This window comes from Streptomyces sp. NPDC050485, assembly GCF_044458185.1.
Lineage (GTDB): Bacteria > Actinomycetota > Actinomycetes > Streptomycetales > Streptomycetaceae > Streptomyces.
Genome location: NZ_JBITHR010000002.1, coordinates 50,792 through 62,796, shown reverse-complemented (window position 1 = coordinate 62,796; position 12,005 = coordinate 50,792). Strand labels below are relative to the sequence as shown.

At 69.9% G+C, this 12,005-nt stretch carries 11 protein-coding genes and 3 tRNA genes; 6 read left to right on the top strand and 8 right to left on the bottom strand.

Annotation, left to right across the window (positions count from 1 at the left end; genetic code table 11):
- The first annotated feature begins 50 nt into the window (after window positions 1-50).
- Window positions 51-950: a phosphoribosylaminoimidazolesuccinocarboxamide synthase gene (locus ACIBK6_RS03985; RefSeq protein ID WP_399048556.1), complete on the top strand. Its 900-nt coding sequence runs from the start codon at window positions 51-53 to the stop codon at window positions 948-950.
- A 50-nt stretch (window positions 951-1,000) separates the two neighbouring features.
- On the opposite strand, the gene ACIBK6_RS03980 is transcribed toward ACIBK6_RS03985, so the two are convergent.
- The 8 genes from ACIBK6_RS03980 to ACIBK6_RS03945 all read right to left on the bottom strand — a co-directional run bounded on the left by ACIBK6_RS03980 (window position 1,001) and on the right by ACIBK6_RS03945 (window position 5,591).
- Window positions 1,001-1,073: transfer RNA gene (locus tag ACIBK6_RS03980), tRNA-Gly, on the bottom strand.
- A 22-nt stretch (window positions 1,074-1,095) separates the two neighbouring features.
- Window positions 1,096-1,728 (bottom strand): DNA-binding response regulator, encoded by a 633-nt coding sequence (locus ACIBK6_RS03975; RefSeq protein ID WP_399048554.1) that lies wholly within the window; start codon window positions 1,726-1,728, stop codon window positions 1,096-1,098.
- Complete coding sequence (locus ACIBK6_RS03970; protein ID WP_399048552.1) at window positions 1,725-3,008, bottom strand: sensor histidine kinase; 1,284 nt, start codon at window positions 3,006-3,008, stop codon at window positions 1,725-1,727. Before ACIBK6_RS03970 ends, ACIBK6_RS03975 begins: the two co-directional genes overlap by 4 nt.
- Before the next feature lie 31 nt (window positions 3,009-3,039).
- Window positions 3,040-3,855, bottom strand: coding sequence for an ABC transporter permease (locus ACIBK6_RS03965; protein WP_399048550.1), 816 nt, complete (start codon window positions 3,853-3,855; stop codon window positions 3,040-3,042).
- Window positions 3,852-4,787 (bottom strand): ABC transporter ATP-binding protein, encoded by a 936-nt coding sequence (locus tag ACIBK6_RS03960; RefSeq protein WP_399048549.1) that lies wholly within the window; start codon window positions 4,785-4,787, stop codon window positions 3,852-3,854. Before ACIBK6_RS03960 ends, ACIBK6_RS03965 begins: the two co-directional genes overlap by 4 nt.
- Window positions 4,788-4,924: 137 nt before the next feature.
- A tRNA-Gly gene (locus tag ACIBK6_RS03955) sits at window positions 4,925-4,997 on the bottom strand.
- 78 nt (window positions 4,998-5,075) lie between these two features.
- Window positions 5,076-5,147: transfer RNA gene (locus ACIBK6_RS03950), tRNA-Gly, on the bottom strand.
- Between the two features lie 126 nt (window positions 5,148-5,273).
- Entirely contained in the window at window positions 5,274-5,591 is a 318-nt protein-coding gene (locus ACIBK6_RS03945) for an Lsr2 family protein (RefSeq protein ID WP_399048547.1), read from the bottom strand.
- A gap of 335 nt (window positions 5,592-5,926) precedes the next feature.
- Here ACIBK6_RS03945 and purS point away from each other — a divergent pair, with 335 nt between their 5' ends.
- The 5 genes from purS to purF all read left to right on the top strand — a co-directional run bounded on the left by purS (window position 5,927) and on the right by purF (window position 11,987).
- The gene (gene purS, locus ACIBK6_RS03940) at window positions 5,927-6,181 is read left to right on the top strand and encodes a phosphoribosylformylglycinamidine synthase subunit PurS (protein ID WP_399048546.1); all 255 of its coding nucleotides are present in this window, start codon (window positions 5,927-5,929) and stop codon (window positions 6,179-6,181) included.
- Complete coding sequence (gene purQ, locus ACIBK6_RS03935) at window positions 6,178-6,882, top strand: phosphoribosylformylglycinamidine synthase subunit PurQ (protein ID WP_399048545.1); 705 nt, start codon at window positions 6,178-6,180, stop codon at window positions 6,880-6,882. The genes purS and purQ overlap by 4 nt, the downstream gene beginning before the upstream one ends.
- Window positions 6,879-9,128 (top strand): phosphoribosylformylglycinamidine synthase subunit PurL, encoded by a 2,250-nt coding sequence (purL, locus tag ACIBK6_RS03930; RefSeq protein WP_399048543.1) that lies wholly within the window; start codon window positions 6,879-6,881, stop codon window positions 9,126-9,128. The genes purQ and purL overlap by 4 nt, the downstream gene beginning before the upstream one ends.
- 229 nt (window positions 9,129-9,357) lie before the next feature.
- Window positions 9,358-10,155: a sterol carrier family protein gene (locus ACIBK6_RS03925; protein WP_399048541.1), complete on the top strand. Its 798-nt coding sequence runs from the start codon at window positions 9,358-9,360 to the stop codon at window positions 10,153-10,155.
- Between the two features lie 305 nt (window positions 10,156-10,460).
- Entirely contained in the window at window positions 10,461-11,987 is a 1,527-nt protein-coding gene (gene purF / locus ACIBK6_RS03920) for an amidophosphoribosyltransferase (RefSeq protein ID WP_399048540.1), read from the top strand.
- Window positions 11,988-12,005 lie beyond the last annotated feature (18 nt).

Below are 12,005 nucleotides of genomic sequence, written 5' to 3'. Positions count from 1 at the left end.
ACGTGCGAGAGAATCGGATTCGTTCCTGGATCAACCTACGCGGAGGAACCGTGTCCGGATTCGTAGAAAAGCCCGAACCGCTTCAGGTCCCGGGCCTGACCCACCTGCACACGGGCAAGGTGCGTGACCTCTATCAGAACGAGGCCGGCGACCTGGTCATGGTCGCCAGCGACCGGATGTCCGCGTACGACTGGGTGCTGCCCAGCGAGATCCCGGACAAGGGCCGGGTGCTCACCCAGCTCTCGCTGTGGTGGTTCGACCTGCTCGCCGACCTCGTCCCCAACCACGTCATCTCCAGCGAGCTCCCCGACGGCGCCCCCGCCGACTGGGCGGGCCGCACGCTGGTGTGCCGGTCGCTCGCGATGGTCCCGGTGGAGTGCGTCGCCCGCGGCTACCTCGCCGGCTCGGGTCTGGTCGAGTACAACGAGTCCCGTACGGTGTGCGGCCTCGCGCTCCCCGAGGGCCTGGCCAACGGCTCCGAGCTGCCCGCGCCGATCTTCACGCCCGCCACCAAGGCCGCGGTCGGCGAGCACGACGAGAACGTGTCGTACGAGGAGGTCGCCCGCCAGATCGGCGCGGAGACCGCCGCCCAGCTGCGCCAGACCACCCTCGCGGTGTACGGCCGGGCCCGCGACATCGCGCGCGAGCGGGGCATCATCCTCGCCGACACCAAGTTCGAGTTCGGCTTCGCGGGCGAGGAGCTCGTCATCGCCGACGAGGTGCTCACCCCGGACTCCTCGCGCTTCTGGCCGGCCGCCACCTGGCAGCCGGGCCGCGCCCAGCCGTCCTACGACAAGCAGTACGTGCGCGACTGGCTGACCTCGCCGGCCTCCGGCTGGGACCGCGCCTCCGAGCAGCCGCCGCCCCCGCTGCCCCAGCAGGTCGTCGACGCGACCCGGGCCAAGTACGTGGAGGCGTACGAGGTCCTCACAGGCAACAGCTGGTCGTAGACGGCAAGCAAGAAGCCCCCCGGCCGATGGCCGGGGGGCTTCCTCTTCTGAGCGAACGACGAGGTTCGAACTCGCGACATCCACCTTGGCAAGGTGGTGCTCTACCAGCTGAGCTACGTTCGCATGCGCCGTGGCGCGGAGACCACTATACCCAACCCCGGTCGCGGGCGAGCCGCACGGCCGTGTGACGGTTCTCCGCACCCAGCTTGGCGGCGGCCGACGAGAGGTAGTTGCGCACCGTCCCCTGCGACAGCGCGGCCCGCTCGGCGATCTCCGCGACGGGCGCCCCGTCGGCCGCGAACCCCAGCACCTCGGCCTCCCGCACGGTCAGCGGGGAGTCCCCGGCGGAGATCGCGTCGGCCGCCAACTCCGGGTCCACATAACGGTTTCCGGCGTGTACGGATCTGATGATCTCGGCCAGCCGCTGGGCGCTCACCGTCTTCGGCACGAAGCCGCGCACCCCCGCCGACAGGGCACGCTTGAGATGTCCGGGCCGGCCGTGACTGGTCACGATCATGGTCCGGCAGGACGGCAGCTCGGCCCGCAGGGTTGTGGCCACTGTCACACCGTCCGCGCCCGGCATCTCCAGATCGAGGACCGCCACATCGGGCCGGTGCGCCCGCGCCATGGCGAGCGCCTCGGGCCCGGTCGCGGCCTCCGCGACCACCGTCAGATCGTCCTCCAGAGCGAGCAGCGCGGCGAGCGCGCCCCGGATCAGATGCTCGTCGTCGGCGAGCAGAATGCGTACCGCCCCACTCACGCCCTCAGCCCCGCTCACGCCCGCACCCCCCGTCTCCGGCCGGCCGCGGCCGGCGCCTGTTCTTCCGTGCCGGGGTCACCGGCCAACGGCACCCGTGCTGTCAGGCGGAACCGGCCCCCCGTGACCGGTCCCGCCGTCAGCGTCCCCTCCAGTACGGAGAGGCGTTCGCGCAGCCCGGCCAGGCCCGATCCGGGGGCGCCGGCGGGGCGCTCCGGGGCGCCGTCGTTCTCGACGACGAGGCCGGCCGCCCCGTCCGTGGCGGTCACCGTGACCGAGCAGCTCCGGGCGTCCCCGTGCCGCAGCACATTGGTGGTGGCCTCGCGCACCACCCACCCCAGCGCCGACTGCACATCGGCGGGCAGCGCGCCCGTCGTCCCGCGCACCGTGCAGGCGATCCCGGCGGCCTCCAACACGCCCCGGGCGCCGTCGAGTTCGACGTCGAGGTCGGCCTCGCGGTAGCCGCGCACCACTTCGCGCACCTCCCGCTGCGACTCCTGGGCGATCCGCTGGACCTCCACCATCTGCGCCACCGCCTCCGGGCGGCCGCGCTGGGCCAACTGCACGGCGAGCTCACTCTTGAGCGCGATGACCGAGAGGTTCCGGCCGAGCACGTCGTGCAGATCGCGGCCGAACCGCAGCCGCTCCTCGGCGACCGCGAGCCGGGCCTCGGACTCACGGGCCCGGTCCGCCTCCCCGAGCACGGAGAGCGTCCAGGCCCCGCAGCGCGAGACCAGCAGGACGTACAGGCCGGAGAGGGCCGTCACGACCGCAAGCCCCGCCAGCTGCGGACCGCCCATCCCGGCCAGCGCGAACAGCACCACCAGGGGCACACCGAACGCGGTGAACCGCAGCAGGAAGGCCCGGGTCGGCAGCAGCAGGCAGTACGTCATCCCGAACGGCAGCAGCGCGAAGAGCAGGACGAACATCACGAGAGGGTCCTTGATGCCGTGCGCCGCCCGGAGCCCCGCGAGCAGCGCCACCGAGACCGCGCAGAGCACCCCCGCCGTGACCAGGCCGCGGCGCGGCGCGCTGCCGCGCCCCAGGTAGTGGTCGAGCGCGAGCCGGTGCACCCGGTTGCCCTGGACGCACTGCGCCACGCCCGCCGCGAGCAGCGTCGCGGCGAGGGCCAGCGGCAGCGGCCCGCGACCGAGGCCCTCCAGGACGAACATCAGGTCCCAGGTGACGAACAGGAACCAGGTCGAGGCGGTCCAGATCAGCCGGCTCTGCACCTCGACCTTCTCGACCCTGCTGCGGTCCCGCCACTTCCGCCGGTGCCAGCTGCGTATCCGGTCGCGCACTGTGCCGTCCCCCTGTGTGTCTTCGCCCTGTTCAGCGCCGCGGCTCCCACCGGAACCGCTTCCGTACAGCAAACACCGACAGCACGGTCCAGGCCACCACGGTCGTCAGCATGCGCAGCACCTCGCCGGCGTCCGCGCTCCCGGTCCAGCCGGCCCTGATGAGCCCGATCACCGGGGTCAGCGGCAGCAGTTCGCACGCGCCGGCCAGCCGGTCGGGCAGCACGTCGAGCGGGACGATCATTCCGGAGCCGGCCATCGACAGCAGCAGCATCGGCATGATGGCGATCTGGGCGCCCTCGGCGGATTTGGTGTACGCGGCGGTCGCCGCCGCGAGCGCGCAGGTCATCACCAGGCCGAGCGCGAGCCCGAGGAGCGCGAACCACACGGCCCGGGGCGCGCCGACATGCATGACGACGGTGCTGCCGACGGCGAGCAGCACGCACTGCGCGAGCCCGATCAGGACCGACGGCAGCGCGGCCCCGGTCAGGATCTCCACGTCCCGCAACTCCCCGGTGCGCAGCCGCTTGAGGACGAGTTCCTCACGCCGTACGACGTAGACGCCGACCAGTGCCGAGTAGACGGCGAACAGCAGGACGAAGCCGAGCGAACCGGGCAGCAGTACGGTGCCGACGGTCAGACCGGTGTCCCTGAGGTCGATGCCGCGCACCCCCGAGTACATCGACATCGTCATCATGGCGGGCAGCACCAGGACGGTGAACAGGCTCGCCTTGTTCCGGCCGAGCAGCGTCAGCTCGGCCCTGGCGAGCGCCTTCATCCGCCCGCCGCGGGACACCACGTCCGGCGCCGCTGCCTCAACTGCCTTGATCCGTACGTCGGTTGCGGTCATCGGACCGGCTCCCCTTCCCGCTGCTGCTCCCGAGCGATGTGCAGAAATGCCTCTTCGAGCGATGCCGACCGCACATCGAGCCCCCGCAGCTCGACCCGGCTGTCCTGCGCCCACAACAGCAGTCCGGTGGCGGCCCGTTGCAGCTCGGACGTCTTCAGCCGTACCGAACGACCCGTCACCTCGCGTCCGGTGACGCCGAGTTCGCCCAGCGGGGGCAGATCGCCCAGGTGGTAGCCGTCGGGCAGCTCGAAGGCGATGTGCGAGGGCTGGGCGGCGACCACGTCCTCGACGCGTCCGCTCGCCGCGATCCGCCCTTCGTGGAGGATCGCGAGCCGCTCGGCGAGCGCCTCGGCCTCCTCCAGGTAGTGGGTGGTCAGGAGCACGGTGGTGCCGCCGTCACGCAGCGCCCGCACCAACTCCCAGGTGTCGGCCCGCCCTTCGGCGTCCAGACCGGTCGTCGGCTCGTCCAGGAAGAGCACCTCGGGCCGCGAGAGCAGCGCGAGCGCCAGGTCGAGCCGCCGCTTCTCGCCCCCGGAGAGCTGTTTCACCCGTACGTGGGCCCGCCGGGCCAGATCGACCAGCTCCAGCGCCTCGTCCACCGGCCGGGCCCCACTGGTGCAGCCCGCCCACATCTGTACGGTCTCGGTGACGGTCAGCCCGGCGGGGAAGCCGCCTTCCTGGAGCATCACGCCGGTGCGCGGTCGCACGGCGGCCCGCTCGGTGTACGGGTCGTGCCCGAGCACCCGGACGCTGCCGCCGCTCGGCGGGGCCAGCCCTTCGAGGAGTTCGACGGTGGAGGTCTTTCCCGCGCCGTTGGTGCCGAGCAGCGCGAAGAGCTCGCCCCGCGCCACGGAGAAGGAGATTCCGGAAACGGCCTCGAAGCCCCCGGCGTAGGTCCGCCGCAGCCCCTCGACCTCGATCACATCTGCCATGCCTTCAGCGTTCCGCGGGAAGGGGAGCCGGGGCAGTGCGCGGTGTCATCACTGCTCATGACAAATGTCAGAAGGAGGAGAGGCGGGGACATGACTAAGGCCCCGGTTCGATGAACCGGGGCCTTCAGTGCTTCCTGAGCGGACGACGAGATTCGAACTCGCGACCCTCACCTTGGCAAGGTGATGCTCTACCAACTGAGCCACGTCCGCATGCTGCCACTCAGCTTTCACTGGGTGGTGCGAGCACTACTCTACCTGATCCACAAGAGTGGTCGGTAGGCAATGCAGAGCGGGTGACAGGAATTGCACACTGCGCCTTCCCCCTGGAAGGGGGATGTTCTGCTACTGAACTACACCCGCACGCTGCGTGAGGTTTGGGGCCTTGCGGCCTCGCCCCTCGGCGTGTTCCAGACTCTAGCCGATCAGCAGGGGGGGTTTGCAACTCCGTTGGCCGGGGCGGCCGCAGAGCAGCCCCGGCCGGGGGGATCAGCCGGCCTGGGCGAAGGCCTCGTAGACCTTCTTCGGGATGCGGCCGCGGGCGGGCACGTCCATCTTGTTGGAGCGGGCCCAGGCGCGGACGGCCGCCGGGTCGGGTGCGACGGCGGTGTGCCTGAAGGTCTTCCCGGACTTCGACCGCTTGCGGCCCGCCGACACGTAAGGCGCGAGCGCCTTGCGCAGTTTCTTTGCATTGGCGGGATTGAGGTCGATCTCGTAGACCTTTCCGTCCAGGCCGAACGTGACCGTTTCCGCCGCTTCTCCGCCGTCGATGTCGTCGAAGAGTGTGACCACTACGCGCTGAGCCACGGATATCGGTTCCTTCCTACGGTGTCACCAGTCGCATGTCGCCAGTGGCGCATGCCTGACGTGCGGTGATACCGGCCTTCCGGCTGTTTTGGAGCAATGTTGCTTTCGCTGGGATTCCTTTGTACAGCGGCACCCATTGCAATGTGAAGCCCAGCCAATTGCATCAGCGTGTCTCAACGCAATGACTTCGGCGACTTTTTCTTGGGATTTTTCCCACGTGTTGTCGCTGCCGAAACCGGAACGTGATCAGGCCTTACCGATATCTACCCGCGTAGATTTTCTGGGCGGGTACTCTGAGGGAACCGCCTTCGCACCACACCACACCGGGAGTGCCAGTGGCACGCGTCGTAGTCGACGTCATGCTCAAGCCGGAAATCCTCGACCCGCAGGGACAGGCGGTGCAGCGTGCACTGCCCCGTCTCGGCTTCCAGGGGATCGGCGACGTACGTCAGGGAAAGCGTTTCGAGCTGGAGGTGGACGGGCCGGTTGACGAGGCCGCCCTCGCCCGCATCCACGAGATGGCCGAGACCTTCCTCGCCAACACCGTCATCGAAGACTTCACCGTCAAGGTCGAGGAGCAGTCCAAGTGACTGCTCGCATCGGCGTTGTCACCTTCCCCGGCACTCTGGACGACCGGGACAGCCTGCGGGCCGTCCGCATCGCGGGCGCCGAGCCGGTCTCGCTCTGGCACCGCGACAAGGACCTCAAGCAGGTCGACGCGGTCGTCCTCGCCGGTGGCTTCTCCTACGGCGACTACCTGCGGGCCGGGGCCATCTCCCGCTTCTCGCCGGTGATGGAGACGATCATCGAGCAGGCGAAGGCCGGTCTGCCGGTCCTCGGCATCTGCAACGGCTTCCAGATCCTCACCGAGTCGCACCTGCTGCCGGGCGCCATGCTCCGCAACAACCACCTGCACTTCATCTGCCGCGAGCAGAAGCTGCGGGTGGAGAACGCGGACACCGCCTGGACCGCCGACTACTCGGCCGGCCAGGAGATCCAGGTCCCGCTCAAGAACATGGACGGCCGGTACGTCGCCGACGAGCGCACGCTGGACGAGCTGGAGGCCGAGGGTCGCGTCGCCTTCCGGTACCTGGCCCGCGGCGAAGCCGCTGACGGATACGGCAACCCGAACGGCTCGCTCCGTGACATCGCCGGCATCACCAACGCCGCCGGCAACGTCGTCGGCCTGATGCCGCACCCCGAGCACGCCGTGGAGCCGCTGATCGGTACGGGACGTACCGACGGCCTCGGATTCTTCACCTCGATCCTGAAGAAGTTGGTCAACGCATGACGCTGGACACCGTCAAGCACGCCGCCGAGACGCCCGACGTCGAGCAGCCCTGGAAGGAGCTCGGCCTCAAGGAGGACGAGTACGCGCGCATCCGGGAGATCCTCGGCCGCCGCCCCACCGGTGCCGAGCTCGCCATGTACTCGGTCATGTGGTCCGAGCACTGCTCGTACAAGAGCAGCAAGGTCCACCTGAAGCAGTTCGGCGACAAGGTCCCGGCCAACGACGCGATGCTCGTCGGCATCGGCGAGAACGCGGGCGTCGTGGACGTCGGCCAGGGGTACGCGGTCACCTTCAAGGTCGAGTCGCACAACCACCCCAGCTACATCGAGCCCTACCAGGGCGCGGCCACCGGCGTCGGCGGCATCGTCCGCGACATCCTCGCGATGGGCGCCCGCCCGGTCGCGGTGGTCGACCCGCTGCGCTTCGGCGCGGCCGACCACCCCGACACCAAGCGCGTCCTGCCGGGTGTCGTCGCGGGCATCGGCGGCTACGGCAACTGCCTGGGCCTGCCGAACATCGGCGGCGAGGTCGTCTTCGACGCCTGCTACCAGGGCAACCCGCTCGTCAACGCCGGCTGCATCGGCGTGATGAAGCACGAGGACATCCACCTCGCCAAGGCGAGCGGTCCCGGCAACAAGGTCATCCTGTACGGCGCCCGTACCGGCGGCGACGGCATCGGCGGCGTCTCGGTGCTTGCGAGTGAGACCTTCGAGTCGACCGGTCCGGCCAAGCGGCCCGCCGTCCAGGTCGGCGACCCGTTCCAGGAGAAGCTCCTCATCGAGTGCACCCTGGAGATCTTCCAGGAGAAGCTCGTCGCGGGCATCCAGGACCTCGGTGGTGCCGGGCTGTCCTGCGCGACCTCCGAGCTGGCCTCGGCCGGTTCCGGCGGCATGCGCGTCGAACTGGACACCGTGCCGCTGCGCGACGCGACGCTCTCGCCCGAGGAAATCCTCATGAGCGAGTCGCAGGAGCGCATGTGCGCGATCGTCGAGCCCGGCAAGGTCGAGCGGTTCCTGGAGATCTGCGAGAAGTGGGACGTCATCGCCACCGTCATCGGTGAGGTGACCGAGGGCTCCCAGCTGGAGATCTTCTGGCACGGCGAGCAGATCGTGGACGTACCGCCGCGCACGGTGGCGCACGAGGGCCCGGTCTACCACCGGCCGTTCGCGCGCCCCTCCTGGCAGGACGCGCTCCAGGCCGACGACGCGGGCAAGCTGCCGCGCCCGACGACCGGCGACGAGCTGAAGGACCAGGTCCTCAAGCTGGTCTCGTCTCCCAACCAGGCCTCCAAGTCCTGGATCACCGACCAGTACGACCGTTTCGTGCAGGGCAACACGGTGCTCGCAATGCCCGAGGACGCGGGCATGGTCCGGATCGACGAGGAGTCGAACCTGGGCGTGGCCATGGCGACCGACGGCAACGGCCGGTACGCCAAGCTCGACCCGTACACGGGCGCCCAGCTCGCGCTGGCCGAGGCGTACCGCAATGTCGCCGCCTCCGGCGCCAAGCCGCTCGCGATCTCGGACTGCCTCAACTTCGGCTCCCCCGAGGACCCGGACGTGATGTGGCAGTTCGCGGAGGCCACCCGCGGCCTCGCGGACGGCTGCTTCCAGCTCGGCACCCCGGTCACCGGCGGCAACGTCTCGCTCTACAACCAGACCGGCGAGACCGCCATCCACCCGACGCCCGTCGTCGCGGTGCTCGGCGTGATCGACGACGTGAACCGGCGCACCCCGATCGCGTTCGCGGAGGAGGGGCAGCTGCTCTACCTCCTGGGTGACACGAACGAGGAGTTCGGCGGCTCGGCCTGGTCCCAGGTCATCCACGACCACCTCGGCGGTCTGCCGCCCAAGGTCGACCTGGACCGCGAGAAGCTGCTCGGCGAGATCCTGATCTCGGGCTCCCGCGACGGCATGATCGACGCCGCGCACGACCTGTCCGACGGTGGTCTGGTGCAGGCCGTGGCGGAGTCCTGCCTCAAGGGCGGTAAGGGCGCACGGCTGGTCGTTCCCGACGGGCTCGACGCCTTCACCTTCCTCTTCTCCGAGTCGGCGGGCCGCGCGATCGTCTCCGTCCCGCGCTCCGAGGAGCTGCGCTTCACCGACATGTGCGGTGCGCGCGGGCTTCCGGCGACCCGGATCGGTGTCGTGGACGGCGAATCCATCGACGTCCAGGGCGAGTTCACCCTCGAACTCAGCGAACTGCGCACGGCCCACGAGGCGACCATCCCGGGCCTGTTGGCCTAGGTACGTATCAACTCCTCGGCCCCGTACGTCTGTTGAAGACGTACGGGGCAGCGGGGTGTCCAGCCGGAGACGAGCGCGCTCCCGGCCCGGCTGAGCGGTCTTGTGGAACTCCGGTGCAGCACCGCGCCCTGAAGGGGCGCGGGGAACTGCGCGACCAGCCACGGTCGCCCCGCAGCCGACGAAGATCGTCTCTATCGCCACTTCCCGCGGAGCGCTTACGCTCGGGTTCATGCCTCCGGCCAAGAAGCGCACCCGCAGCTACGACCCGGTGAAGATCCGGGCCGCCGTTCTCGCCCAGTTCGGCCACGTACGCGACGCCGTGCGTGCGCTCACGCCCGAGCAGCTCGCCCGGCCCACCCGGCTCGGCGACTGGACGGTGCGCGAGCTCGCCGTGCACCACACCATGGCGCTCGGCATGCTGGAGCGCCATCTCGCCGAGGACGAGCCGCTCAAGCAGGAGGTCGCCCTGCTCGATTGGCCGTTCGCGACGGCTGCCGCAGCTGGCCAAGTCGCCGACGGTACAAGGGAGTTGGCGGCAGAAGTCGCCGACCTCGACGCGCTGTACGAGGAGCGGGCGGTCCGCACCGCGGAGCTCTTCGCCGGCACTGCGGACAGCCGGCTGATGCCGACCCGGTTCGGCGCGATGACCTTCGCCGACGTCCTGGTCACCCGGACCGTCGAGCTCTGCGTCCACACCGACGACCTGAACGACGCGGTGCCCGGTCTTGAGGTCCCCTACGACCGGCAGGCGCTCGCCGCGTGCACCCGGCTGCTCGCCGACGCGCTCGCCGTGAAGGCGCCCGGCGGCTCGGTCGAGGTGCGGATCCCGCCGTACGCGGTGGTGCAGTGCGTGGCCGGCCCCCGGCACACCCGAGGCACCCCGCCGAACGTCGTCGAGACCGACCCGCTCACCTGGCTCCGCCTCGCCACCGGGCGTACGGGCTGGGCCGAGGCGCTGGACGCGGCGAAGGTCGCGGCGAGCGGGGAGCGGGCCGACCTGTCGGCGCTGCTGCCCGTGATGTCGTAACAGCCGGTGCTGTCGTAACAGGAGCCTCACGCAGCGCACGCGCCCCGCGTCAACGACCGTCCCCAACCCCAGACGCGAAGCGAACTCGGTCACACTCGGCCCGGTCGCGATCCGTCACCGCAAGCAGTCGCAAACACTGCGAACGGCCCTGGCGCAGCCGGGCCCACCTGCGGTGACGCCGTGTCGGGGGCGGCGCAGGTCCGCCGCCGGAGCCCGAGGCGCGAAAGCTACAAAGGCGGCTGTCGCGGCCACCTGTCGGTATCCCCAATTCGGACCAGTGGTCGATCTCGCCTACACTCGGTGGCGTGCCACGTGGTGACGGACGACTCAACCACGACCTGCTCCCCGGTGAGAAGGGCCCCCAGGACGCTTGCGGCGTCTTCGGTGTCTGGGCTCCGGGTGAAGAGGTCGCGAAGCTCACTTACTTCGGGCTCTACGCCCTCCAACATCGGGGCCAGGAATCCGCGGGCATCGCGGTCAGCAACGGCTCCCAGATCCTCGTCTTCAAGGACATGGGACTTGTCTCCCAGGTCTTCGACGAGACCTCGCTCGGTTCCCTCCAAGGTCATATCGCGGTCGGTCACGCCCGCTACTCGACCACCGGTGCCTCCGTGTGGGAGAACGCTCAGCCGACCTTCCGGGCGACCGCCCACGGCTCGATCGCTCTCGGTCACAACGGCAACCTGGTGAACACGGCGCAGCTGGCGGAGATGGTCGCCGAGCTGCCCAAGGAGAACGGCCGCGCCACCCAGGTCGCTGCCACCAACGACACCGACCTGATCACCGCGCTGCTCGCGGGCCAGACGGACGACGACGGCAAGCCGCTGACCGTCGAGGAGGCGGCCGCCCAGGTCCTTCCGCAGGTCCAAGGCGCCTTCTCGCTCGTCTTCATGGACGAGCAGACCCTCTACTGCGCCCGTGACCCGCAGGGCATCCGCCCGCTGGTGCTCGGCCGCCTGGAGCGCGGCTGGGTCGTCGCCTCGGAGACCGCCGCCCTCGACATCTGCGGCGCCAGCTTCGTCCGCGAGATCGAGCCGGGCGAGCTCGTCGCCATCGACGAGAACGGACTCCGTACGTCCCGATTCGCAGACGCGAAGCCCAAGGGCTGTGTCTTCGAGTACGTCTATCTGGCGCGCCCCGACACCGACATCGCCGGCCGGAACGTCTACCTCTCCCGGGTGGAAATGGGCCGCCGTCTCGCCAAGGAAGCACCGGTCGAGGCCGACCTGGTGATAGCGACTCCGGAGTCCGGCACCCCCGCCGCGGTCGGATACGCGGAGGCCAGCGGCATCCCGTACGGCTCGGGACTGGTGAAGAACGCCTATGTCGGCCGTACCTTCATCCAGCCCTCGCAGACCATCCGCCAGCTCGGCATCCGGCTCAAGCTGAACCCGCTGAAGGAAGTCATCCGGGGCAAGCGCCTGGTGGTCGTCGACGACTCGATCGTCCGCGGCAACACCCAGCGCGCGCTGGTGAAGATGCTCCGCGAGGCGGGCGCCGCCGAGGTCCACATCCGGATCTCGTCGCCGCCGGTGAAGTGGCCCTGCTTCTTCGGCATCGACTTCGCGACCCGCGCGGAGCTGATCGCCAACGGCATGACCATCGAGGAGATCGGCACGTCCCTGGGCGCCGACTCGCTCTCGTACATCTCGACCGACGCGATGATCGAAGCGACCACGATCCCCAAGGACAACCTCTGCCGCGCCTGCTTCGACGGCGTGTACCCGATGGAGCTCCCCGACCCCGAGCTGCTCGGCAAGCAGCTCCTGGAGTCCGAGCTGGCCTCCGGCCCCGCCGCGACCGCGGCCGCCGACGCCCTGCGCCGTCCGTAAGACCCTGCAGTACGACAC